Genomic DNA, 26,848 nt, shown 5'->3' on the forward strand with positions numbered 1-26,848 from the left:
CTTCACAATTCGTGTTATTTCTACATGTTTAGAACCTTGTGCGCCGCAAGCTGCCGGTGATATGATGACATTTAGGGAATGAGCGGGGTTGCCTTTATTTTGCATCGAAAATAAGGGTGAAAATGAACGCGCGGAGGGAAACAAGATGAGTAAATTTATCGTCCGCGGTGGCAATATTTTGTCCGGGAACGTTAAAGTTAGCGGAGCTAAAAATTCAGTGCTGCCGATCATCGCAGCATCGTTATTAGGGGAGGAAGGCGTAAGCGTAATTCGCGATGCCCCGCCGCTAGATGATGTGATGACCATTAATAAAGTATTGGAATCGCTTGGAGCGACCGTTACATATGATCGTGAGGTTATTACGGTCAATGCGCAGAAGATCGCGAATTGTGAGGCCCCGTACGAATGGGTACGGAAAATGCGGGCATCGTTTCTTGTCATGGGTCCTTTGCTGACTCGCACGGGTTACACGCGAATTTCTCTTCCTGGAGGCTGCGCGATCGGTACAAGACCGATTGATCAGCATTTGAAAGGCTTTGAAGCGATGGGAGCCGAGATCAACCTGGGACAGGGCTTCATCGAAGCGAAATCAAATGGGCGTTTGCGCGGTACGAAAATATATTTGGACGTAGCCAGCGTCGGTGCAACGGAGAATATTATGATGGCGGCTACTCTGGCAGAAGGAACGACAGTTATCGAAAATGCGGCGAAGGAGCCGGAAATCGTTGACCTCGCTAATTACTTGAACGGAATGGGCGCAATCGTCCGCGGTGCAGGAACGGGCGTTATCCGGATCGAGGGTGTCGAGAAGCTGCGCGGTGTTGAACATACCGTAATTCCTGATCGTATTGAAGCAGGCACGTTTATGATTGCTGCGGCTACGACGGGTGGAAATGTTTTTGTTGAGGGAGCGATCGCTGATCATTTAGGCCCGGTCATTGCCAAGCTTGAGGAAATGGGCGCAATGGTTGAAGTACATGAGAATGGTGTGCGGGTAATAGCGGAAAAACCGCTTAAGGCCGTTGATGTCAAAACGCTGCCTTATCCGGGCTTCCCGACCGACATGCAGTCACAAATGATGGCGCTATTACTTGTGTCCGAAGGTACGAGCGTCGTAACGGAAACCGTGTTTGAGAATCGTTTTATGCATGTAGAGCAATTTGCGCTCATGAATGCGGAGATTAAGGTGGAAGGCCGCAGCTCTATTATTACTGGCGGGGCTAAACTGAGCGGTGCTAAAGTATGTGCTACCGATTTGCGCGCCGGGGCAGCACTAATCATTGCCGGCCTCGTAGCAGACGGGACGACGGAAGTGAGCGGTACGCATCATATTGACCGCGGCTACGTCAATTTGGCTGAGAAGCTGTCCGGTCTCGGAGCGGACATTTGGCGGGTCACTGTCGATGAGAAGGAGTCCGCAGCACAAAGCGAGCGCTCTTCGGTGAGTTTGCAGGATGAACTGCCCCTGCTCAACATCCAGCCTACCTGGGCATAAACACGAAATAATTTTATGAATTTTATCGCGAACGCGAATGAATTAAATCGTGAGTGTTGTAAATAATAAAAGTTACTTTATATTGTAATAAGGAAGACCGTGTTTGTAACATGGTCTTTTTTGCAATGACTTGGATATGATGCAGGAATGACGATAGTTCCAGAGTAGCTTTTTGGGTAGTTCCTTTATAGTTCTTTCAAGTATTTCAAGTGCTTCAAGTGCTTCAAGTGCCTCAAGTGCCTCAAGTGCCTCAAGTGCCTCAAGTGCCTTAAGCGTCTCAAGTGCCTTAAGTGCCTTAAGTGCCTCAAGTGCCTTAAGTGCCTTAAGTGCCTTAAGTGCCTGAAGTGCCTCAAGTGCCTCAAGTGCCTCAAGTGCCTCAAGTGCCTCAAGTGCCTCAAGTGCCTCAAGTGCCTCAAGTGCCTCAAGTGCTTCAAGTGCCTCAAGTGCCTCAAGTGCTTCAAGTCCTCAAGTACCTCAAGTGCTTCAAGTCCTCAAGTACCTCAAGTACCTTAAGCGTCTCAAGTGCCTCAAGTATCTGAATACCTGTATAGTCTCTCTATAATCTCTGTACAGTTCCTTAAGTCTCTGGTAGGCCCTGTATCGTTATTGTAAATTCCTGTTGTACTGAAACGGACCCTGAATCCTTTATTTGCTGAAATGGGATAATCACGGCGAGTCCAGAGCTGCAATGCTGCATGCTAAGTTTCGGACGTGATAATTGAACTTGATGTAACTGTATTTTTGGTACTTAAATGTAGCAAATTCAGTACTGGATATACAACAACTGGATTTCATGCCTCTAAAAACAGACTTTCTTCTGATTTTATCGTTAAAGCCGATTCTAATGACATGAAATCCAGTTAATTCGCCACCCAAGACCTCATTAGGGAAAATAATATCAACAAATCCATCTAAACTTTGGTACAAAGTCGTTGAAGTGAATCGGAGTGAACAACGTGATCAATGTGACCAATGTGACCAATGTGATCAAGTGATCAAGTGATCGAAGTAATCGAAGTAATCGAAGTGAGCGAGGTTATCTTGTACCCCATTTTTGGTTCTAGTAGATAAAAGAAACTCATATCTATAAGTATAGCGAACAAAAAGTATAACGAATTCAAACGCTAGGGTTGTATGGTTCTTTTAGGAGGAGAACTGTACGACTGCAGCATGAATCGGGATGGGGGTAGACTTGGTTTGGAAATGAAGGCGAAGGAAGGTTTGTTAATTATTAATCTAGCGGCCCGTAAAAATAAAAGAGAACAGATTTTTACCTCAATAGGGAGGGAATTGCTCCCAGACTCCGTAAAAAGAAAGGGGGCTGCACAGCAGGAAGCATTACGGCTTCCAGAATCTGCTGCAAATCTCAATTTTCTTTCTTACGAAAGCGGGATGTCACGTGAGGACGAACACCGGTCGGAAGGGCCAGTCGGGCAGAGGCGGGACAGTTTGAATAGTTTTAAGCCAAAGAGTAAAACGACTCCAATCGCGTCGCTAGCTTCGTTGGGACAAGTGCTGGAGTACAACTCTGCTAAGAGATACGAGCAGTCTGAGACACAAATTCATAATGAGCAATCTAAATCAGACTCTAGCAATGTGCAGTTTCAAGCGCAGCTTTGCCCGGAATCACAATCAGTTTTGAAGGATGGAGAGTCCTCCCTTTTATTTTCGCAAACGCAGCCTGCAATTTTACTGGGAGGGGAGAAATCATCGTCACAAACATCATCATTACATGGAGCACCGTACGCATCATCTTACACGCCGTTATACGACTCCTCACACGCATCACTGCCCGGAGCATCCTATGCATCACCGAACGGCTCGCTACAGGTATCGCAGAAAGCATCGCGCGATGCCTTGCTCAACGCGCACCAACTGTCGGTGCCACAGCGAGAGCGGGTGCAGGCAGTGCGAGAAGCTCTACCGCAGCGCGAGCGGGTGCAGGCAGTGCGAGAAGCGCCACCGCAGCAAAAGCTGGCGCAGCAAGGGGAGCCGCGGCAAGAGGCAGCAAAGCAAGGGTGGCTGCAAGAGGCGCCGAAGCCGGCCCTGCAGGGCCAGCTAAGCGCTGCGCAGCCAGTAGCGCCGCAGCCCGCGCGCCAAGCTGCGCAGCCGGCGCCGCGCGCGCTGCGCGCCGTACGCGTGCGCGTCCCCGCCGGCACGCGCGCGCACCGTTCCTTCCGCCATCGCGGAAGGAACGGTGCCAAGCTCGGCGCAGGGCTCGCCTCGCTGGCCGCCGCGGCCGTGCTGCTGGCTGCGCTCGTCGGCAGCCGCAGCGGCACGGGCGGCGGCCCCGGCGCTGGCGTCCCCGGCCTGACGGCGGGGCAGTCGCGCGGCGCAGCGCAGCCGGCATCGCACGGCGCCGCCTCAGACGCGGCCGTGGCCGTGCCGCCCGCTGTCGAGCTGCCAGCGGCACCGGCTGCGGGCGAGCTGCCCTCGGTAAGCGTCTACCTGACGCACACCGGGGGCATCGAGACACTGCCGCTCGAGCAGTACGTGACCGGCGTCCTCGCCGCCGAAATGCCGGCGGAATTCGAGCTGGAGGCGCTCAAAGCGCAGGCGATAGCGGCCCGGACCTTCATTGTGCGCCGGCTCGCCGATGGTGACCGCAGCGGTATTTCGGCAGAGGGGGCGGATGTCCTCGACACGGTCGATCATCAGGCTTACCTGAACCGCGCAGAACTGGACAAATGGACGAAGAACGGAAAAAGCGAGCAACTGGCCAAACTTCGCAAGGCTGTTCAGGATACGCAAGGTATCGTCATGACCTATCAGGGCAAACCGATCACGGCGACTTTTTTTTCAGCCAGCGGGGGTTACACCGAGAACTCCGAGGAATACTGGTCCCTAAAGCTTCCTTATTTGCGCAGCGTGCCAAGTCCTTGGGAAAAAACGATCAATCCCTCCTTCAAAGAAACGATCAAGATTCCCATACAGGAACTGTTTGATAGACTAGGGATGAAAAGCCCGGCTTTAGCCACTTCGTCCAACCTGTCCAACCCGTCCATTCCATCCATTGGGGCCTCAGCTGACGGCAAAGCTCAGGCAGCTTTCGCCTCGGAGCTGTTTCAGGTCAAGTCATATACGACAGGGCATAGCGTAAAGACGATGGCGATCGGTGAGCATACTTTTACCGGACGTGAACTGCGCGAGAAGCTTGGGCTGCGTTCAGCTCAGTTCAGCATGACTTTGGAGGGAGACGACGTAAAAATTACTACGTATGGCAACGGGCACGGCGTCGGCATGAGTCAGTGGGGAGCGAACGGCATGGCGAAGCAGGGCTATACGACAACCCAGATTCTTAAACACTATTATACCGGCGTAACCTTTGCCCAAGCCTCCAGCCTATTGCAAAACTAATTTTTTAAAAATATTAAACTAATGGAAGTATAAAAGAGTCCTCCCCGGTAACACTGGTTATTGAGGTGATACCAAATGAATGAACAGAAACCAAAAAACCAGTCCCATGAGGAAGCTCCCAAAAATATAATGGGTGAGCCGGAAGTGCCAGCGTCCGCATGGAAAAAAGTATTGTCCAAAAGATGGGTTTATCCGGCAGCGTACGTGGCGGCAGCGGCAATTATACTAACCTTAGTGTGGGTCTATCAGGATGCAGGCCGTAAGCCGATGGAATCGACCCCCGCCAGCGTAACGGATTCGGTGCAGCCCCCAGTGGACGAAGTTACACAAGGAGAAGTCGTGGATAAGACTGCCGACCCCAAGATGGCAAAGATGGAAGATTTAATCTGGCCGGTCGCAAATAGAGCCGAGATCGTGGTAGTGAAGCCGTTCTATGAAAAAGAAGGATCAGCCGAAGAACATCAGGCGGCGATGGTCCAGTACAAGGACACCTTTACACCGAATACCGGGATCGATTTAGCACGAGAGGATGATCAGCCGTTTGAAGTGAAAGCGGCACTCGCCGGCAAAGTTACCCGTGTGGAAGAAAACCCGCTGCTTGGCTATGTGGTGGAAATTACCCATGCGAACAACTTGAAGACCGTCTATGAAAGCTTGAACGATGTGAAGGTGAAACAGGGAGCCGAAGTGAAGCAAGGGGATCATCTTGCCACCGCAGGCCGGAACGAAATAGAGAAGGATCTGGGCAACCACTTGCATTTTGTGATCTACGAAAACGGCGAGCTAGTCAACCCGGTCACAGTGCTGCCAAGCAATTAATTTGCAAGCGGTGAGAAGCTGTCCTACAAGCAGACAAATCTGCTGGGGACAGCTTTTTTTGCGTGAACGCCTTTCCGAAGGGCATCAAGGACTAGCACAATAGGCATATTGTGGCTTTACAGGCCAGGGAGACTAGCGCAAGGGGCATATTGTACGGCTTCACAGGCCGGCTGAGATTAGCGAAATAGGCATATTGTTCGGCTTCGCAGGCTAGCTGAGATTTGCGCAAGAGAAAGTATGATTTCGGCAGGAGCATGTTCCAAACCGCGAAAGACATGTTTTGAAACACGAATTAGTCATTTTTATAAATTTATACAAAAAGCGAGGGCTAAGTACCTACAGGCTCCGCAAGGCCTTAATGCTCCCTCCCCCCCGATTTGTAAAAATAAATGATCTTGTCCGGGCTTGTCAGGCCTCCGAAACAGTGAATATATGGGCACGCCCCTCATATAATGTACCAAACTATCTCGAGTAGGGAGGCGGGAGCGTGCACGATTACATCAAGGAACGGACGATTAAAATAGGTCGCTGCATCGTGGAAACTCGGCACACGGTTCGGACGATTGCCAAGGAGTTTGGTGTGTCTAAGAGCACAGTGCATAAAGATTTGACCGAGCGTCTTCCGGAAATTAATCCGGAATTGGCGGATCAGGTGAAGCACATTCTCGAATACCATAAGTCGATCAGACATCTTCGTGGCGGAGAGGCGACTAAGATCAAGTATAAGAAAAAAGGACAGACGAAACGAGAGGCCATCGGCTCGGCGAAATGACGAGCTGCAGGCGATGAGCGGCAAACTCCCGTGCGGTAGGATAATTATTGAATACATCCCCCAAAGTATGGTATTTTTAAATATGGTACGAGAAAGTGGATTTTTATCCATAAATCCCGAAATATAAAGGATTATCGCGGTTTTTTGTCGAATAACAACAAAGTATATAAAGGGAAACTTTTACCATAAGGTGCGGAGCTTCGTTTCTCCCTCTGGAGTAGGGAGAACCTAATGGAGCTTGTTCAGCACATTGGAAGACAGGGCTTACATAGACAGCGTTTTCCGTGATTTATAAAATACGCTTTGGGGGAGCATCGGGATGATTAGCAAGGATATCGGTATTGATTTAGGTACGGCTAATGTATTGATTCATGTGAAAGGAAGAGGGGTAGTTCTCGATGAACCGTCTGTCGTGGCGATTGAAAGCGATACGAAGCGGGTGCTTGCCGTCGGCGAGGATGCAAGACGCATGGTTGGCCGGACGCCGGGCAATATCGTAGCGATCCGCCCGCTTAGAGACGGGGTTATTGCTGATTTTGAAATTACGGAGACGATGCTCAAGCATTTTATTAATCGCGTAGGCGCTAAAAGCTGGTACAGTCATCCCCGTGTTCTTATTTGCGCGCCAACGAACATTACGTCTGTAGAGCAGAAATCGATTCGGGAAGCTGCGGAGCATAGCGGAGCCAAGGACGTATTTCTGGAAGAGGAGCCGAAAGCGGCAGCAATCGGCGCAGGGATGGACATTTATGAGCCTAGCGGAAACATGGTCGTTGATATCGGCGGCGGGACGACAGACGTGGCGGTGCTCTCCATGGGGGACATCGTTACGGCTTCGTCCATTAAAGTTGCCGGCGACACATTCGACACCGCGATCATTAGATATATTAAAACAAAGTACAAGCTGCTCATCGGCGAGCGGACGGCAGAGGATATTAAAATTGCAATCGGCACGGTTTACCCGACGGGGGCTGTAGGAGAGCTTGATATCCGCGGTAGAGATATGGTTTCTGGGCTGCCTCTAACGGTGACAATATCATCCAAAGAGGTGCAGGAGGCTTTGTCGGATCCTGTATTCTCGATTGTGGCGGCGGCCAAATCGGTATTAGAGCGTACTCCGCCAGAGCTGTCTGCTGACATTATAGACCGGGGGGTTATTCTCACGGGGGGAGGCGCGCTTCTGAACGGATTGGACGAGCTGCTGGCGGAAGAGCTGCGGGTTCCGGTGCTCATTGCAGAGGACCCGATGCACTGCGTCGTAAAAGGCACGGGCATGATGCTCGACAATTTGGACAAGGTTATTAAGAAAAAGTTCTGATCGTCCGATATATAGATGAAAGATCAGTAACGTCCGATATATAGATGAAAGATTAGTAATCAGTTTGGAGGTCAATCTATGTTAAGAGGACTCTATACCGCAGCCGCCGGCATGATCACGGAGCAAAGACGCCATGATACGGTGACTCAGAATATAGCAAACATCAACACACCGGGCTATAAGCAGACGAACAGCGTGGCTCATTCTTTTCCGGAGATGCTCGTTTCGCTTATAGGTGACAGCAGCATGGCAGGTGCCCGGCGAATCGGAAAACTGAACACCGGGGTGTTTGCGGAAGAGAGTTTGCCTTTCTTTATGCAGGGAGACCTCAGGGAGACAGGGAAGGGCTCCGACTTTGCGCTTATTTCCAGCATTGGCGTGGAAGATCCTGCTACAGGGGAACTCATTCCGTTTGACGCATCGGGCAAATACGTCAATGAGGACGGGGAAGTCATTTATCGTCCGCAAACTTTTTTTTCGGTGCAGGATGATGAAGGGAATGTCCGATATACTCGGGATGGCAGCTTTTTCGTGAATGCTGCAGGAGAGCTGAGAACGAAGCTCGGATACCAGGTGCTTGATGCGGAGGGAAATGCTATCGTGCTCGCGGAGCCGATCGATTCACTCCAAGCGGATGGATTGGGTAACCTGTATAGCAGCGGCGATCCCATCGATATTCGGCTGGGCGTTTCCGTTGTAAATCGTCCACAGGAACTCGTTCGGGAAGGGAATGGCGTATTCCGCGTACAGAATGAGGAAGATGCCGGCATTCGTGCTTTGGAAGCAGATGAGGGAGCTGAAGTGCGCCAGGGTTATCTCGAAGTGTCTAACGTGGACACGGCTCAGGCGATGGTGGATCTGATGGCTGCACAGCGGGCCTATGAATCAAATCAGAAAATGATCCAATATTATGATAAAAGTTTAGAAAAAGCGGTTAATGAAATCGGCCGTGTATAAATAGGGGGGCCACATGAATAACTCGATGATCACTGCCATGGTATCCATGAGTGGAATTCAGCAGCGGCTGGATTTGATCGCAGATAATATTGCGAATATCAATACGGTAGGATATAAACGCAAGGAAGCTTCCTTCGAGGATACATTGACTAGCGTTATGCAGCAGTCCTCCGATTTCCAGCTGCCCGGCCGGGCTACTCCGCTTGGTTTTAATATGGGATTCGGTTCCCGTATGGGAGAGGTAACGTTAAATTTCACCCAGGGCTCGCTTCAGGAGACCGGGAATATGATGGATCTGGCTATACAAGGGAATGCGCTGTTCGAAATATTGACTCCTGACGGGGTAAGAGCATACACTAGAGCTGGTGACTTTCACATTCAGCCGAATCCTGTTGATGGCGAAACGGCCTTTATCGTTAATAACCAAGGACATCTCCTGTTAAATTCGGAGGGGGCTCCGATTGAAGTGCCTGCCGGCTCTACGCTGAGCATTGACGGGGAAGGGAATATAACGGCTGTTGTCGGCACGACAGAGACAGCGGCTGGTCGTATTGGGCTGGTGACTCCGCTTCGCCCAGAGGCGCTTGAGCAGAAGGATGGCAACTTGTTCGTATTGGCGCCGGGCGCTGTTATAGAAGAAGTCCTTACGGCTACTTCGGAGCTTCCGCAAAATGAACAGGCAAGCATCCGGCAAGGAGCGCTTGAGAGCTCCAACGTCGATCTGGCAAATGAAATGGCTGAGATGATGCAGGTACAGCGGGCTTATCAGCTTGCGGCACGCGCGCTGACATCCAGTGATACGATGATGAATTTAGCCAATAACTTGCGCGGATAGGTGGAGGGTTTCATGAGGCAAGACAAGAAACCGGTGAAGAAGCGTTCCGGCTGGATTGTGATCCTGCGGATGTTTCTTATCGTTCTGTTCCTTGCTTTAGCATTGGTTGGAGGAGCAGTTGTAGGTTATGTCGTACTCGGCAAGCAGGATATTCACGATATTCTGGAATGGAGCACATGGCGGCATGTGTTCGACCTCGTATTTGCCCCGTAACAGGGCGATATAATGAAAGAACTGGTCATATTAATGTCATATTCATGTTAGACTCCCGGAAATCGGGAGTTTTCTTTTTAAACGAGGAAAATGTATAATGATGGGGGTGCTGTGTACGAAAAGAAAATTCAAAAGGGCTTGATCCATAGACGGCTGTGTGCCATCTGTGGATCAGCCCCTTATCTTAACCCTCGCTTCTGCAGACGCGAAGGATAATTACAGTTTGGCCGCTTTGGATCGTTTTTATACGATCGAGCGATTTAAAAATAGAATAGTGAAGGGAGCATTACATATGTTAGACTCGAAACAAATCCAGGAAATTATTCCGCATCGCCCTCCGTTTTTGCTGGTGGATCGCATTGTGGAGATGGAGGAGGGCAAACGGGCCGTCGGCATTAAAAACGTCACTGTGAATGAGCCGTTTTTTGCGGGCCATTTTCCTGACTATCCGGTTATGCCGGGAGTGCTGATTACCGAGGCACTAGCTCAGGTCGGAGCCACAGCAATTCTTAGCGTGGAGAGCAACCGGGGGAAAATCGGTTTTCTTGCCTCCCTCGACGGTTTCCGCTTCCGTGGACAGGTCGTTCCCGGGGATACCTTGCGCCTTGAGGTGGAGATTATCCGGCTTAAAGGCACCTTCGGCAAAGGCCGGGCTGTTGCTTCCGTTGAAGGCAAGGTTGTGGCAGAAGGCGAGATCATGTTCGCTTTATCCTAGCCACTCCAGCATTCCTAAATAGTGTTTACACCATCAAGAGGCTTTACCCTACAGAGATAAGCTTAAGGAGGAGCGTGTAACCATGGCTGATTTAAGTCATACCATTGAAGAGAAAGTAAACAGTTGGCTTCAGGATCCTTCCATTGACGAGGCGACAAAAGAGGAACTGAGATCGCTGGCGGGGAATCCGGCCGAGCTGGAGGACCGCTTTTACCGCGATTTGGAATTCGGCACGGGTGGGCTTCGGGGCGTAATCGGGGCCGGAAGCAACCGGATGAACCGTTACACGGTCGGACGTGCTACGCAAGGTCTGGCCCAGTATATACTGGAAGCTCATGGAGCCAAGGAGGAATCAGCATCCGTCGTAATCGCGTATGACAGCCGGCATTACTCGCCGGAATTTGCACTTGAAGCAGCGCTCGTGCTGGCGGGCAACGGGATCGTTGCGAAGCTGTTCCCATCACTCCGCCCTACACCGCAGCTGTCTTTTTCGGTGCGTCATTTACGGGCGACCGGCGGCATTGTCATTACCGCGAGCCATAATCCTCCGGAATATAACGGTTATAAAGTGTATAATGCCAGCGGTGGCCAGCTTGTTCCGCATGAGGCGGAGCAGGTGATTCGGAACATTAAAGAGCTGAACTCCTTCGATCAGGTTAGACGTTTGACACAGGAAGAGGCGGAAGCTGCAGGACTGCTAGTGTGGCTGGGTGAAGCGGAGGATGAAGCTTTTGTTGATATAGTGGCCAGCGCCAGCTTGAACCCGGATCTATTGTCTCAAGGGGCCGGGGAAGATGTGGTCGTTGTTTTTACGCCACTGCATGGTACGGGGAATATACCTGTGCGCCGTGTGCTCGATAAGCTGGGCTTCACGCAGGTGCATATCGTGAAGGAGCAGGAGCAGCCTGACGCTCAATTTTCCACCGTTAAATCGCCCAATCCCGAAGAGCGGGAAGCATTCAAGCTCGCGATTGAATTGGGAGAGCAGGTTGGTGCAGACATATTGATCGGTACAGATCCCGATGCCGACCGTATGGGAGCCGTAGTAAAAAATGCATCCGGCGAATATGAAGTTTTGACCGGTAATCAATCCGGAGCGATTCTCGTGCACTATATTTTGAGCCAGATGAAGGAGGCAGGGAAGCTGCCTGCCAATGGCGCGGTTGTCAAGACGATCGTAACGAGTGAATTCGGTGCTGAAATTGCTCGTCATTATGGAGCTGAAGTTTTTAATACGCTGACCGGATTTAAATATATCGGCGAAAAGATGAACCAGTTCGAGCAATCCGGAGAATACACATATTTGTTTGGGTATGAGGAAAGCTACGGATATTTGGCAGGAAATTATGCCCGGGACAAGGATGCGGTCGTCGCCGCTACACTCATATGCGAAGCAGCCGCATTCTATAAACGGCAAGGGAAGTCGCTGATTGATGTTCTCGAAGAGTTGTATGCCAAATTCGGGTACTATCGGGAGTCGCTAGTGTCACGCACGCTGAAAGGCAAAGACGGCCTGGCACAAATCGTTGCCCTGATGGATCAGTTCCGGAACCAGCCGCCTCAGAACATTGGAAATATACCGGTATCCCAAGTAGAGGATTATTCTGCAGGCCTGTATGGATTGCCTAAAGAGAACGTATTGAAGTTTCTGCTTGAAGACGGTTCCTGGTTCTGTCTGCGTCCTTCCGGCACGGAGCCGAAAATTAAGTTTTACTTCGCGGTCCGTGGCTCATCGGGCGCGGATGCGGCGGCACGGCTCGAGCAGCTTCAGATAGAAGTGCTGAAGCACGCTGGTGCTTGATCGTACTGTAACGATGGATTTTTTAATTTTGCCCCTTTCCGGCAAGGATTCAGTTCAACTGGATGCGTGCCGGAAGGGGCGGGATTCATATTGAGGAGGTACCTTTGTGATCCAAGGTTGGCAACGATGGAATAATGCGTCCCGCAAATTGTTGTGGATATTAGTAGTTGTCGGAATTATCGCTTCTATTCCTGTAATTTATCAACGTGTTCAGACCGAATCGTCTTCCAAAAAGGTCGAATTTGTGTTTAATTATCGCGGTTTGCTGGAGGTCGCATCCTATCAGGCGGATCCATCCGTATTTTTGGACGAGCAGCTCGATCGCCTTAAAAAAGCGGGCATCGGATCGATGGCGATGTTTGAGACTACGCTTGACGAACTGATTAAGGCGCGCCGGGTGATGCTGTTTACGGCGGCGGATGTAGCCAAGATGAACAATGCAGTCATTTCGGAGAACGAAAATGATACGTATGTCGCTTTTACGACGGAAGAGAATGAACGTCAGCTTAGACCGATTATTGAACAGGGGATGCGCAATTTTGATATCGCCGTTTCTCCTTGGGAATATGAAGGGCATGGCGGCTTAAGAATTGCAGCCGGACCGGAGGATGCCGTACTGAAGCAGCTTCTTGAGACCGATCCGATTGCCTTTAAGATGCTGAGGGATAAAGGCTTTAATATTGTGCCTCGCTTAAGTGATAATGTCCCGTTTAACGAAGAAGATGTAGACAGGCTGCTGTCTTTTTATAAAGAAAATGGGGTCACGCGCATTACGCTCGATGGCGAAGGGGTCAAAGGCTACCAGGAGGATGAGGAGAAGGGCAGCATCCAGAGGATGGCTGATTTGCTGAATAAACATGAGCTGGGGATCGTCGTGATCGAGAACAATAGGGTTCAGCCCAAAGGCTTTCATAAAATAGCTTATTTGACCGATTACAATGCAGTTCGCCTATTTTCGTTATCCGACACCGATGTGAATCTGGATAGAATGGTCGTGGCCGACAAGATTGCATTGGCGACCAAGGATCGCAACATCCGCATGATTTATTTCAATGCTGCTCCGAGCAAAGACTTGCAAAAGGGCGCGGTTACGAATCCTCTTGACAACATTGTGCATACGCTTCTGGAGCCGGGAAATGCGGTTGAGCGGGTGCAAAACAACGGATTTGAACTAGGTCAGGCCGAGGCATTTCAGGTCGTCGATGCTTCCTGGCAGAAATATTTGAAGGCTGTTGTAGTAGTTGGGGGCGTGGCGTTTATTGCTCTCCTGATTTCCATATTTGCACCGACGCTGACGCTAGGTTCGTTTTTGCTGGGACTAGTGGGCTCGGCAGGGTTATACGTGCTTAGACCTACGCTGCTGGAGCAGGCTCTCGCCTTAGGTGTGGCAATTAGTGCGCCAACGATTGCGACGATTTATGCGTTCCGGAAAATAAGGGACCTCAGCAAGGCTGTGCCGGATATGTCGGCGGGCCGCAGATTGACGCATGCGCTTGTGCTGTATTTAAAAACATCCGTGTTGTCACTGCTGGCAGTACCGTTTGTCATTGCGCTTCTTAACAATATTACGTATAGTTTAGTGCTCAGTCAGTTCCGAGGGGTCAGTCTGCTCCATTTGGCTCCGGTTTTCTTGGTAGCTGTTTATATTATGCTGTATAAGGGTACTAGCTTGGTGGAGGAATTGCGCGCCTGGATGCGTATGCCAATTACGCTCGTAATGGTTGTAGGAGCCGTCGTTTTCGGCGCGGCTGCGTTCTATTATTTATCCCGTACCGGCAATGCCGGAACTCTCCTGCCGGGAGAGGCCGTGTTCCGTTCAGTACTCGAGAATACGGTTGGCGTCAGACCACGGAATAAGGAGTTCTTATTTGCTCATCCGCTGTTTATCGTCGGAGTTTTCGCTGCTTTCCGTTATCGCTGGGCGTTATACGCTCTGATTATCGCGGTGATTGGCCAACTGTCGATGGTGGACACTTTCGCTCATATTCATACTCCAGCTGTACTTTCGCTCATTCGCGGCGTACTTGGATTAGGTCTCGGCTTAATCGTTGGATTGTTGGCCGTCTTAGTCTGGTATATCCTTGAAAGGTGTTGGAAGAAATGGTCGCCACGTCTTCTCAAACATTAGTTATTTCCGGTTACTATGGTTTTCGTAACATTGGGGACGAAGCGGTGCTGCAATCGATTCTGGCTGCGCTTAAGGAAGAGAGCGAGGCAGCGGGAATGAAGATTGAGCCCGTCGTTCTGTCGATCGATCCGGAATGGACATCCCGGACCTACGGAGTTAAGGCTGTCCACCGGATGAAATTCGGCGAAGTAAGGAACGCTATCAAAAATAGCAGCGGACTCATAAGCGGCGGTGGCAGTTTGCTGCAGGACGCGACGGGGGTAAAAACGATCCCCTACTATTTGGGCGTCATTAAGCTGGCGCAATGGCTGCGCAAGCCGACCTTTGTTTACGCCCAGGGGATCGGCCCAGTGAACCGCGCGATATTCCGCCCGCTGATCGCTTCTGTGTTTCGCCGCTGCGAATATGTCTCTGTACGGGATGTGGAATCGTCCGCTTTACTGCGGGATATCGGTGTGCCCAAGGACATGATTGAAGTCGTTCCCGACCCGGTTATGGGGCTGTCATTGCCGGAAGCGGATGCTGAGAGCCTTGTTCTGGGTGGGAACCGGGTCTCGAAGGAGGAAGGGATCCCGCTCGTCGGCGTTTCTGTTCGTTATTGGAATCCGCAACGGAGTGAGCTTAAGAAGCTAGCCGAGGGGCTTGATGCTTTGATGAGCAGAATGCGACTGCACATTCGGTTTTTACCTTTTCATATTCCGGGTGATGACGAGGCTTCACGCTTTGTAATGGATAGGTTAAGTCATTTAGAAGATCATGGAAGTCAAGTTAGTATCGCTCCCCAGAGTGAGACGCCGTTGGAAATGCTGAGTGAAGTGAAATCCTGTGATTTGCTGATCGGCATGCGCCTGCACAGCTTAATCTATGCGGCATCTCAAAACGTGCCGATGCTGGGCATCTCCTATGATCCTAAAATCGATCACTTCCTGGGCCGCCTTGGCAGCGTCCCGGCAGGAACGAGTGCTGATTTGGATCATCGTATCGTCGCCGCGGAAAGTGAGCGGCTGCTTCATGACCGGGAGGGCTGGCGCGCTTCTCATGCAGCGCAGCTCGAACAATTGCGGCGGGAAGCCCAGCATCCGGCAAAGCGCATAGTGGAATATTTACAGAGCAAAGGGTGAGCTTCGCGTGAATAGCTTGAATCATTCTAACAATGAAGCGGAAGAGCAGAGTATAAGCACTGCTGGAATAGAGCGAAGGATAGTTACCATTCTTGGCATTCCTTTTTCAAAATGGGGGATGCAGGAAACGGTCCGCTATTTAACGGCTGCTGTGTCTGCTCGCAAGCCGCATCAAGTCATCACGGCAAATCCGGTTATGGTGATGGCGGCGCTGGAGGATCCTTCCTATAAAAAGATGATGCAGCAAGCAGAGCTTATCGTGCCCGATGGAACAGGCGTTGTCTGGGCTTCGCGGATCGGCGGCGACCCGGTTACGGAGCGGGTGGCAGGCTATGACCTTCTTCATGAATTAATGAAGCAGGGGGAGCTGCATCGCTGGAAAGTATACTTGCTTGGAGCGAGCCCCGAAGTTGTGGAGAAAACGGCCAGCAGGCTAAAGGAGCTATACCCCGGAACGGAGATCGTCGGTTATCGGGATGGTTATTTTACCGCAGAACAGGACGAAGAGGTCGTGGATGAAATACGGAAGACTAGCCCAGACCTGTTGTTTGTTGCCCGTGGAGCGGATACGCAGGAGCCGTGGATCGCCAAATATAAGCAAAGGCTGGGCGTCCCCGTTGTAATGGGGGTTGGCGGCAGCTTTGATGTCATTTCAGGCAAAACGAAACGGGCCCCGAAGTTGTTCCAGAAGCTTCGGCTTGAATGGTTATATCGCTTAATAAAGGAACCTACCCGGTTCCGTAGAATGCTTGCGCTGCCGAGATTCGCAGTCCGCGTGCTGCGGGAAAGAGGAAACCTTACGAAATCACGTTAAATAAGTTGGTTTTGAAGGGAAACGGCGTGAAATTGCTGAATTACGGACTTGGTGATTTACTTTTAAACAGAGTATAATTCATTCCGGGCAGAACAATTGGGGGTTGAATTTTACATGTGGTATATATATATTATCGGTTTTATCGTCTCGCTCGGCCTTGCGCTGGGACTGACGCCGCTCGTGAAGAAATTTGCATTTAAAGTCGGCGCCGTGGACGTGCCTAATGCGAGAAAGGTTCACACCAGGCTAATGCCAAGATTGGGTGGGCTAGGAATATATTTAGCGTTTCTTATTGCTTTTTTTCTGCTGCTTCCGTTTATTCCGGAATCATTCTCCGTACGCGAAGTGAACTTCGTTAAAGCGTTTCTCGTTGGCGGCACGATGATTTTGCTGCTCGGCGCACTGGACGACCGCTTTGATCTATCGGCCAAATTGAAGTTTCTCATTCAGATCGCTACGGCTTGCATCGTCGTATTCGGTTTTGATATTAAACTGGAATTTGCCAACATTCCGTTTCATTCGTATGCCTCCGTCGAGAGCTGGATCGCCATTCCGTTTACTATTTTATGGATTGTGGGCGTGACGAACGCCATCAACTTGATTGACGGACTGGATGGGCTGGCTGCGGGAGTTTCCGCTATTGCTATCGGTACGATCGCCGTTATGGCCTTTTTGATGGGGAATGTTGTCGTAGCACTGCTGTGTCTACTGCTTCTTGGCAGCATTATTGGATTTTTATTCTTTAACTTTCATCCGGCCAAAATCTTCATGGGGGACTCAGGGGCGCTGTTCCTCGGATTCAGTTTGGCGCTTCTGTCGCTTTTGGGCTTTAAGCAAATTGCGATCGTCTCTTTCTTGACACCGCTCATATTGATTGGCGTCCCCCTTTCGGACACGCTGTTCGCTATCGTACGCCGCTGGGTACAGAAGAAGCCGATTTTCTCACCGGATAAAGGTCATTTGCATCATTGCCTGCGTGAGCTAGGATTTTCTCATCGCCAGACGGTGCTCATTATTTACGGGATCGCTGCCTTTTTCGGAGTGCTGGCGATTATTCAGTCTTCAGCAGCGATGTACAATGCGAACTGGGTAACTTTCGTCGTCATTTGCATAATGGTCTTCTTCCTGCAAATCGGCGCTGAAGTGATCGGCCTGATCGGCAAGACAAAACGGCCGCTGCTTGATTTCTTTGCCCGGCTGCGTATGAAGGTAAATACGGAACGCGGCTCGAAGTAACGTTGTTTCTCGAAAGTAATGTTGTTTGAGGTTTGAAAGTAACACCATTTTTCAGGAACTGATCAGGAAATTGCAATGATGACTTGGACTTGCATTTGTACTTGTGCACTATTATCGGACAACCCTTGCTTGTAAATGTATAGCGAGGGTTGTTTTTTTTAATATTAGAAAGAATAAAGTTGATCAAACGGAATGAATGTCATATTGCATTCAGAAATGGACGGTTAGTATAATAAATAATAGGCAGTAAATTGTCGAATTCATTCTATGAGAGGGAGTTATTCCGATGAGTGAACAACTGCTTCGAGAGATATTACACAAGGTAAGCAACATAGAGTCCGACCAGCAGTCGATGAAATCCGAGATGTTGTCGATGAAACCCGAGATGCAGTCGATGAGGTCGGATATGCAAGCGATGAAATCCGAAATCCAGGCGATCAAAGAAACGCAAGGCCTGATGCAATCGCAGTTAGATGAGACAAATACGATCGTTCGAGCGATCCGTGACCGGCAAGAAGAGACCGATGCGAAGTTGGATGCCCTTAGCATGGACGTTCACCAACTGCGTGGGGATTTTGTACGGCTTAAAGAAGGACAAGAACGGTATGAGAAAATATTGGAGAAGCTATCCTTGCGCTCCATTGAGCAGGAAACAGATATTTCAGCGCTGTGGCGGGCGAAGTGAATTTTTGTTTGCTAGCATGGCTTAATTGTTCAGTAAAAGCGACCCTTGCTGTACCCTTGTGGGCAGCGGGTCTTTTTTTGTACAGCTATCGTTTATGTGAAGAAGTGAAGGCAACTCCCATTCCAAATCCAAGGTGGCCCAAGGTGAGCTTCAGGCTTGCTTCGGTGTATGGCGTTCAATATATTGTGAGCGCTTCTATATAGATATCGATTAAATATCTCAAATACTTTTCCCTTTATTCCTAAATATTTATCTATTAGGTACCGATAATTAAATTATGTGATGATTAGGGGCGATCTTGGCACCATGACAATCGTAAATTAAGAAATAAAGGAGAGATTAGTGCATGCAGCGCTTGAAGAAACCACTGGTGTGGCTGGCTTTGGTATCATTAATTGTTGGACTCGTTCCCCTTGGCCTGACACAAACTGTTGAGGCGGCGAATCCCCCGGCTTATTTTATGCCGGATGATCCAGATTTATTGAAGACGAGTTCGATGGATTTGGCTGATTTAAACAGTGATAAGGTGAAAGTATCATCCTCTGAAACTTATCCTGTAGAAGGAACTTACAGCCAGGTCAGTACTGATTTGGCGGTAACCGTACAACAACTGCAATCCAGAACTCCTACGCAGTGGGAAGCAGACAGTACGCGTATTATTACAGAGCAGCTTACGGATAACGGAAATAACCGTTTTTCGGTAAATCTTCGTCTGTTTCCAGGCTACAATAAAGTTACATTTACAGGGAGCCAAGGGAATAGTAAACGATCCGATACTTTCTATGTATTGTACGATCGGACCCCGACACTTGTAAATGCGAATATCATTTATCCTGGGGGCGGCTCAACCGCGATTAACTTAAATGAAGATGCTAGAGCGGTAGCGTCAAACAGCAGAATCATGGTTCGCGGCATATACGATAATGCCACGCGAATTCGAATCACTAACGACAGCAACAGCAGCAGCGGTGAACAGTTAGCGACATTGATTGAACAAACGAAGGAGTTCTTCACTAGTTATATCGACCTTGTTCCAGGCCTGAATACGTTGACAATTGAAGTAGGGAATGAGACGAGTAAAATAACTTTCAAGCGGGAAGTGTATTTCTTCGACCAAAATCAGCCTTTTGTAGATTTGGCTTTGCTGCATAACGGAACCGAGCATGATTTATTAGGTGCGGCGCCGACGGTTTCCAAAGCACCGGCAAATGCTGCCATAACCGGCCAAGTACTGCTGCCTTATAAAACGGAAGGATTTAATGGAAATAATGAAATCAGTGTGGTAGTGAATAGAGGGGCGGCTCAAGACTTTGTAGCTACTTCCTCAGAAGAAGTAACGATACCAGGTCCAGACGGTGTCACACCGGCGTATCGTCTGATCACTTTCACGACTACAGGGGAATTTGATTTCGATACTACAGTGAGTAATCAAACTATTGATGTGACGATCAAATATGGCGATTCATCGAGACCAAATGATCAATATAGAGCAACCAAGAGAGCTACTTTTAAGTACGCGCCGGGACAACAAGTGATTAAGAACATGTATCTGCTGGAAGGCTATGAAACAAATCCGAGCCTGGCTAATAAAAAGGCGCTTAACAATTCGCAAGTGACTACCTCCGTGTTTTATATTTTAGTGGAGAGTGACGATGACATTAGTGACCCTACCAAGCTGGTTGGTAAATATTTACCATTAAGCGTTAGGGATGTGAACTTGAGGCATGTGGCTTCGCCAACGCCAAAGCAGGCAGTATATGAGGTGACTGGGTTTGCGAATGGAACTCAGCAGGTTCGCTTCTACTTTGAAAACTCTCCGGATGCTTTTTATAACGCCAATATTACTTATGTATCCAAGAGTAGAATTCATATCAGAAACCTGTTAGATGGGCAAACACTCACGATTAATTCCAGTAATCCGCAGGAGATCCGGATTGAAGGGGAATATGTCGGGTTTGGGAACAGCGGGTCTGGTACACATAATTTCCATAACCAGGTTTTCATTAACGGAGTGGAACAGCGCAAGGATGATCCATCCTGGCTAGGCAACAATGGTGTCATCAGCGGACTGGAGTTTCCCGTAAGCGATAGCGGACCGTTTTATTATGGTCAAAATACGATCATATTGAAAGGTAAAATAACGGGCAATGACCCTACGGGCAAGACACAGACGGAAATCACTGAGACGATTCGCATCTTTATTGTCGATGAGAACGTATCGGTAATCGAGAAGTTTATTCCCGTAGCTGCTCCGACTGTCGGCCATGAGCGGACTGTAATCTACGATAACTTTGGTATGAATGATTTAAACAAAATTTTTGAACAGTCTACAGATTTTGTTCCGACTGATGAAGGTTTTACTACAGGCAGAATGACCTATGATTTGGTGCTGCACGGTGGCGGGGCAGAGAAAATCGAGCTTTATGAAGGATCGAAGCTCATTCTGGCCATACCGACGGATACTTATCAGAACGGTGCGAGTTACGGAGATCTGGTCTATGATTTCTCCGGAACAGCGGAGGAATTTATATTACGGATCCGTGACCTGAAGTTCGATAGAAATATTTCAGGTGCGCATATCTATAATTTGGAACTGATTAATAGGACGGGTTCACGCACGACTCAGAAGCTGGAAGTCAAACGTGAAGTGAGCGGGTTCCGCATATTGGCGCCTCAGCCTACGGTCGGTGGGGAAATTATCGTGAACCGCAACTTTGTGCGCTTTGATATCGAAGCCGAAGGAGCGACGAGCGTAAAAATCGGCAAGGAGCAAGCGGTTAAACGTACGGATCTTCCGGCTGGGGAGAATGCCCGATTTGTATTGGACTATGTCGGATTGAAGAAAGACGGCTGGACGACGATCAAAATTGAAGTAGATCGCAACGGTGTGAAGTATAATAGCGACATTAAAGTTTATTACGCTTCTGCCGTAGCAATAGATTCGCAGTTTATGGCCGAGAAGGTCAGTAATAAATACAGCGTGTTCAACAAAAAGCTGGAACTGTCCTTCCCGAAAGGCACAGTACTGCAAAATGCGGTTGTGCCTAGAAATACCGTTGTAAAATTTTACCCGGAAACTAAACTCTTATTCGGCATTGCCGACCCAGATGACGGGGTAGTGGAAAGAAGAAATGATTATGGCGGCATTATTTTTGATCCTACGAGCGGGGAAGACGACGGATATCGGAAAATCGAGCGGCCGGTCTTTGAAGTGAGTATGTTCCAAACCAATTCCTTCAACTTCTCGAGAGTCTCGGATGTTTACTGGATCAGCGGCGGGCTTGGAGAGCTTGATAATTCCCCAGCGACAAACGGACTGCCTCCGTATTCGTCCTGGTATTCCTACCCGTCCCTAAACAGCCATGAGCCAATAAGCTTCATGACGGTCGATCCGACCCGCAGATTGAAGCCGTCGCAGCGCGGTCAGTTGACGATTGCCTTCGATCCTAACGTAGTGGATGCAGCCGGGACTTCGATCACTGTTTTCCGCTTGACGCATACCGGAGTATGGGAAAATATCGGCGGAGAGGTGGACACGAAGAAGGGGACGATCACCGTTCCATTCGACGAATTTGGATATTATAAAGTAATGAAGCTGAGAAGCAGCTATAAAGATATTACGAATCATGGCTGGGCGCGTGAAGTGTTGAATGCCTTGTATTCCAAAGGAGTTATGCGTGAAAACGGCTACCGTTCCGACGCTTTTGGAACAGATGACCGGATTTCGCGTGGTGAGTTTGCAACACTGCTGGTCAAAGGGCTTAATCTGCCTCTGAATTATGATGACAACCAGACATTCTTTGATGTCTCGCCGGATACCGGAACGAATACGTGGACGTACGCCCATATAGAAACAGCGGCACGAGCAGGAATCATTTCCGGTGTAGGCGATAGTTACTTCGGTGTCGGCAATGATTTGACGAGAGAGCAGGCAGCTATCATGATCGCCAGAGCATTGGAGCTGAAGCTTGATGCGAATGACACCAAGCTGGAGGCATCGCTGTCGAAGACGTTCCTGGATTCGGGCAGAATCGATTATTATGCCCGTCCAGCCGTTCAAGCGGTTTATAAGGCGAAGATTATGTCTGGTACGCCGGTCACGGTACCAGGACAGAAGAAAAGCTCGCTTAACTTTAACCCGAAAAGTCCGATGACCCGGGCTGAAGCAGGTAAAATTGCAGTCGAGCTTCTTAAGAAGAGCACGAAAATGTTCCCTAAAAACTTAAGCTAGCACTGGAGCAGCCCTTCCCCGGCGCGATATGCGGGGCAAGGGCTCTTTTTTTCCAGTTACATCATTTTGTAATTTGTTGGAGATTACGTTACAATAGCAGAGGAGTATTAGACATTTTAGCAAAAGGGTGAATAAGGACAGATGAAACCGATCCTATCGAAGGCTCAGCTAGGCTATATGAAAGCAAAACACAAATTCGAGGATAAATCGAAAGTTTTGGAGAAAAAAATCGAAGAAACGGCTAAAGCTCAGGAGGTAACTCAAGAGGTAATGGAATCTCTTGTTGTGGAAACCGGATTCCATGAAGCGTTCAACGCACTGCGCACTGCGGAAAATGAGCTCATCGATTGGTCGCATATGACGATGAAGCATGAGAAGACCTATAAAGACAATAAGAAGCCGATTGATGATATGTACGCGAAGCTGGAAACAGATCCTCAAATGCGTGCCCGGATCATTCAGTTGGCGATGAAGGTCAGATAAGGAAAACAGCGCTGCTTTTCGAATGTTATATTTAATAGAATAATTTTTTGTTTTAGATGAAATAAGACGTCCAATGGGACGTCTTATTTGTGCTGGACCAACATAGAATAATGATATTGGGGATTGGAAGATGTTGCTTAATGACTGGGATAAATCGGTATGTTATACTAATTTCCGTCAGAAGGCAAGGGATGAAATAAGTTGCAGCTAAGGATAAGCTTAGAAAAGTAACAAACTTGCAAATATTTTTAAAAAGTGCGCAACTTTTTGAATCCTGATGCGTTTAAGATGTAGAGCATTTACAAAGATGACCAAAACAGTATGACTAAATTAGACAGGGAGAATATGTCATGTGGGGAAACTTGTCTATCTATTAGAAAATTTAGCTTTACGGTTCTTGGTATACATTGTATAATGTCTAGGTAGGATTAGGTAACTAGTCTAGTTCTGCGTCTATTTGCTTGTTTTATTTACAAGTTTCTGCGGGAAACCGCAGACCTAATTTATAGGAACTCGCTCAGGCTCTGGAAAGGAGGTGCAATGGCTAATGAGTAACACGAGCTATTCATTTAAAGAAAACTCTCATATGAAGGAATTTCAAGGAGGAGAAAAAAAGGTTATGAAGAAAATTTTATCCGTAGCTTTGTCTACAGCAATGGCATTCTCCATGTTTGCTTCCGTAGCATTCAGTGCCGAGAAATTGACACCACAGCAACAATTTGATGCATTGAAAACTGCTGGGGTTGTAAATGGTTACCCAGACCAATCATCAGGACTTGAAAGAACTATTACGCGCGCTGAATTGGCAACAATCATCGTTAAGGCGATCGACCTTGACCCAGTTGTTGGCGTAGCTACTTACAAAGACCCGAACTACACTGCAGGCCATTGGGCTGCTAAATACATCGAAGCAGCTACACAAGCTGGTATCCTGACAGGCAAAGACGCAGTTAAACAACTGTTTGGACCAAACGACAATCTGACAGTTCAAGAATTGGCAGTAGTTTTGGTTAAAGCGTTGAAACTGGAAGTTCCAGCTGAAACTAACAACACAGCTACTGAGTGGGCTAAAGGTTACGTTCAAGCTGCAATCAACGAAGGCCTGATCGAGTCCGGTATCAACTACCAAGCTAATGCTACTCGTTCTCAAGCAATTGTAGCAGCTTACGCAATCTGGGAATCTAACCAAATTCCTACTGTAGCTTCCTACGAAGTATCCGAAGCTGGTAAAGTTGTTGAGTTCAAACTCTCCAACGACGATGTTGTGAAAGTAACTTTGGAAGAAGCACTTGCGCCTAACAAAGAAACTGAAGTGAAATTCACTCACAACGGTAACGAGTACACACATAAAGTAACTTATGTTACTACTGTGGCTCAAACAGTTCAAAGTGTTAAAGCTGAGAACCTGAAACAAATCGTAGTTACTTTTGACGGTACTTTGGATCCTGAAACTGCAGGAAACGAAGATAACTATGTAGTCAAGGATAGATCCTTCCACAGTGCAACATTGTCCGAAGATAAATCATCCGTGACGTTGCTTCTTGACAATGAAGCAGCTGGCAACTACATGACGAACCAAAAAGAAATTGAATTGGAAATCAAGGGTGTTAGAAACGAGGATGGAACTAAAACCTTTAACCAAACTGTTAAGTTTACACCATCTGATGTGACTGCTCCTACGGTTCAAGAGGTTACTGGTTTGGGAACTAAAGCTTTCAAAATTAAATTTAGCGAGCCGATTGATCCTGCCACTGCTTTGACTTCCAGCTCTTATAAAGTAGATGGAAAAGCAATTGGTGCTTTCGTTAAATTTGGTTTCCCTGACACTGTGATTGTTCAAACTAGCTTGCCAGTTGGTGAACACACTGTTACTGTAAGTGGCGTAGCTGATTTCTCTGGCTTGAAAGTGGCGCCGGTGGACAACCAATTTACGGTAACTGAAGACACAGCGGCTCCTGAAGTTGCATCTGTTAAAACAAAAGATTTGAAGGAAGTTATCGTTGAGTTCAATGAGTCGATTAAAGCTGTCTCTGAAGCTTATGCTAATACCACAAGCAATAAAGCTACGAGAATCGTAATCGAAGATACAAAAGTTAGATTGTTCTTCAACTCACCGCTTAACTACAGTGAAAACACTGTTACATTGAGAGGTGTTAGTGACTACAGCGATAATAAAGCTGACAGAGACGTGAAGGTAACTCCTACTCTGGATACAGTTCGTCCTGTAGTTTCTGAATCTGAACTGAAATTGAATTCTAACGGGCATTATATTGCTAAGATCAGATTTAGCAAAGAACTTGATCCAAAATCCGCTAAGGACACGGATAACTATGTTCTGAAAAATGCTGACGGTAAAATCCCGGATCTTGCAGGTATTGACAAAGATGGTCATCCACAACTGAAACCAGAATTTGAAAACAGCAGTAACAGAGTTGTTTTGGTCGATCTGGGCACTAGCCTGAAATCGGAAAAATACACACTTACAATTACTGGTGTTAAAGACACGGCGTATGTTGGGAATGTTCTTGCACCAACAACCATTGATTTGGATGTTTCCAAAGCACAAAATGGCGCAATCGATCGTGTATGGTACGGAGATGCGGATAGCGGCCATAAATACGTTTATGTTGAATTCAACAAAGAATTAGCTACAAGTGGTGACGGTAACCCTAAATCCGCTGCTAAATATACTTTGCTGAAGAAAGCAAAAAATGGAACTGGCGGTTACGTTACTGTTGGTCAACTGACTGAAAATAATGATGATATTGATTTGCTGACATCTAAATCTGTTCGAATCAAAACTAAGCACACAACATTTGAAGATGCTAATTACACATACGCCGTTAAAGCAAGCTATGTTGCCAACGCAGAAGGTAAATTCTTGCAACAAAATGGTAGTTACGAGTTGATTCAGGATTTTGCAGACGACAAGTATATCACTATTAAATCAGGTTCTGTTAAAGCTACTAGCCGTACAGAAGTCGAAGTAGAATTTAATTCGAGAATTAGTAACGTTAGTGACTCTGACTTCTATATTAACGATGCTAGACCTCAAAGAGTATCTCTTAGCTCGGATGGTAAGAAATTGACGTTTACTTTGGATGATGACCACAAATTGCCTGCTACTGTTGGAGGGGCGACCTTTAAAACTGTTGCACAAACAGCGATTGGCACATCCAATGAGTACGGAGTCAAGATTAAAGAAGTTGAAGTAGGTATTAAGGACGAAATCAAACCTGAACTCTTGAAAGACGGTTTGAAAGTTGCACGTGTGAATCCTTCTGCTACAACTGCAACGTATGAAATCGGTCTGGCACTGACAGAAGCTGTTGAATTCAATCCGGACTGGGCAGGATCTTCTCCTCAACAGGTTTATAACCTTTTTGAAATTGAGGCTAAGCAAGGTCAAAATATTACCTATAAAGGAACTGTAACAGGTATCAAATATGTTCCAGCTGATGCCGTTTACAACAACCTTACTGGCATTGTTCTTACAGTCGAATTTGAACTCAATGGTAATGATGTTGCCGATCTTGGAAATTCAGCTAATACTACATTGCATGTGAAGATTAAAGACAGCAACGAACAGTCTAAACTTATTGTTGATAAGACTGGAAATAAAAATCCGCTTAAAGCTGGTTCTGTATCCAATTATTTCAGCAACATTGGAACACTCAACTAATAACTAAATATTTACAAAAAAACGGGCCTTGTGCCCGTTTTTTTGTTATTAATGGTTTTAGCTATGGAGGATCCACCCTAAATGGTTAGTCGGTAAAATAGCGAAGTAAATCAGTGACTGGAAGATACTTTTACTTAAATCCCATATTAAAAATATAAATTTCTTCAGTTCATTCTCAGTTCATAA

General features: G+C 47.9%; 18 protein-coding genes. All 18 read left to right on the forward strand.

The annotated features are described in order from the left end of the window. Positions 1–145: 145 nt before the first annotated feature. Complete coding sequence (gene murA, locus G358_RS0102245) at positions 146–1,495, forward strand: UDP-N-acetylglucosamine 1-carboxyvinyltransferase (protein ID WP_019635578.1); 1,350 nt, start codon at positions 146–148, stop codon at positions 1,493–1,495. Between the two features lie 1,134 nt (positions 1,496–2,629). Continuing rightward, on the forward strand, positions 2,630–4,852 hold the full coding sequence (spoIID, locus tag G358_RS32085; protein ID WP_240479922.1) for a stage II sporulation protein D: 2,223 nt from the start codon (positions 2,630–2,632) through the stop codon (positions 4,850–4,852). 75 nt (positions 4,853–4,927) lie between these two features. Continuing rightward, positions 4,928–5,671: a M23 family metallopeptidase gene (locus G358_RS0102255; protein WP_019635580.1), complete on the forward strand. Its 744-nt coding sequence runs from the start codon at positions 4,928–4,930 to the stop codon at positions 5,669–5,671. A gap of 487 nt (positions 5,672–6,158) precedes the next feature. After that, positions 6,159–6,443, forward strand: a complete 285-nt coding sequence (gene spoIIID, locus G358_RS0102260; RefSeq protein ID WP_019635581.1) for a sporulation transcriptional regulator SpoIIID — start codon at positions 6,159–6,161, stop codon at positions 6,441–6,443. 319 nt (positions 6,444–6,762) lie between these two features. After that, entirely contained in the window at positions 6,763–7,761 is a 999-nt protein-coding gene (mreB, locus tag G358_RS0102265) for a rod shape-determining protein (RefSeq protein WP_019635582.1), read from the forward strand. 78 nt (positions 7,762–7,839) lie between these two features. After that, positions 7,840–8,718: a flagellar hook-basal body protein gene (locus tag G358_RS0102270; protein ID WP_019635583.1), complete on the forward strand. Its 879-nt coding sequence runs from the start codon at positions 7,840–7,842 to the stop codon at positions 8,716–8,718. Between the two features lie 13 nt (positions 8,719–8,731). Next, a complete protein-coding gene (locus G358_RS0102275; RefSeq protein ID WP_019635584.1) occupies positions 8,732–9,553 on the forward strand; it encodes a flagellar hook-basal body protein in 822 nt (273 codons plus the stop codon). A gap of 12 nt (positions 9,554–9,565) precedes the next feature. Next, positions 9,566–9,766, forward strand: a complete 201-nt coding sequence (locus G358_RS0102280; RefSeq protein WP_019635585.1) for a DNA-directed RNA polymerase subunit beta — start codon at positions 9,566–9,568, stop codon at positions 9,764–9,766. Between the two features lie 292 nt (positions 9,767–10,058). After that, positions 10,059–10,481, forward strand: coding sequence for a 3-hydroxyacyl-ACP dehydratase FabZ (gene fabZ, locus G358_RS0102285; protein WP_019635586.1), 423 nt, complete (start codon positions 10,059–10,061; stop codon positions 10,479–10,481). 82 nt (positions 10,482–10,563) lie between these two features. Beyond that, complete coding sequence (locus tag G358_RS0102290) at positions 10,564–12,282, forward strand: phospho-sugar mutase (protein ID WP_019635587.1); 1,719 nt, start codon at positions 10,564–10,566, stop codon at positions 12,280–12,282. Between the two features lie 106 nt (positions 12,283–12,388). After that, positions 12,389–14,410: a DUF5693 family protein gene (locus G358_RS0102295; RefSeq protein ID WP_019635588.1), complete on the forward strand. Its 2,022-nt coding sequence runs from the start codon at positions 12,389–12,391 to the stop codon at positions 14,408–14,410. After that, positions 14,383–15,531, forward strand: coding sequence for a polysaccharide pyruvyl transferase CsaB (csaB, locus tag G358_RS0102300; RefSeq protein WP_019635589.1), 1,149 nt, complete (start codon positions 14,383–14,385; stop codon positions 15,529–15,531). Before G358_RS0102295 ends, csaB begins: the two co-directional genes overlap by 28 nt. Positions 15,532–15,598: 67 nt before the next feature. Further along, positions 15,599–16,345, forward strand: coding sequence for a WecB/TagA/CpsF family glycosyltransferase (locus G358_RS0102305; RefSeq protein ID WP_420836041.1), 747 nt, complete (start codon positions 15,599–15,601; stop codon positions 16,343–16,345). A gap of 114 nt (positions 16,346–16,459) precedes the next feature. Beyond that, positions 16,460–17,581 carry a glycosyltransferase family 4 protein gene (locus G358_RS0102310; protein WP_019635591.1) on the forward strand — a complete coding sequence of 374 codons (1,122 nt, stop codon included), beginning with the start codon at positions 16,460–16,462 and terminating at the stop codon, positions 17,579–17,581. A gap of 286 nt (positions 17,582–17,867) precedes the next feature. Beyond that, a complete protein-coding gene (locus G358_RS0102315) occupies positions 17,868–18,266 on the forward strand; it encodes a hypothetical protein (RefSeq protein ID WP_019635592.1) in 399 nt (132 codons plus the stop codon). A gap of 346 nt (positions 18,267–18,612) precedes the next feature. After that, complete coding sequence (locus G358_RS0102320) at positions 18,613–22,497, forward strand: S-layer homology domain-containing protein (RefSeq protein WP_019635593.1); 3,885 nt, start codon at positions 18,613–18,615, stop codon at positions 22,495–22,497. A gap of 141 nt (positions 22,498–22,638) precedes the next feature. Continuing rightward, a complete protein-coding gene (locus G358_RS0102325; RefSeq protein WP_019635594.1) occupies positions 22,639–22,980 on the forward strand; it encodes a hypothetical protein in 342 nt (113 codons plus the stop codon). Between the two features lie 547 nt (positions 22,981–23,527). Beyond that, on the forward strand, positions 23,528–26,662 hold the full coding sequence (locus G358_RS29355; protein ID WP_019635595.1) for an S-layer homology domain-containing protein: 3,135 nt from the start codon (positions 23,528–23,530) through the stop codon (positions 26,660–26,662). Positions 26,663–26,848 lie beyond the last annotated feature (186 nt).

Origin of the sequence: Paenibacillus fonticola DSM 21315 (assembly GCF_000381905.1) — a bacterium.
Taxonomy (GTDB): domain Bacteria; phylum Bacillota; class Bacilli; order Paenibacillales; family Paenibacillaceae; genus Fontibacillus; species Fontibacillus fonticola.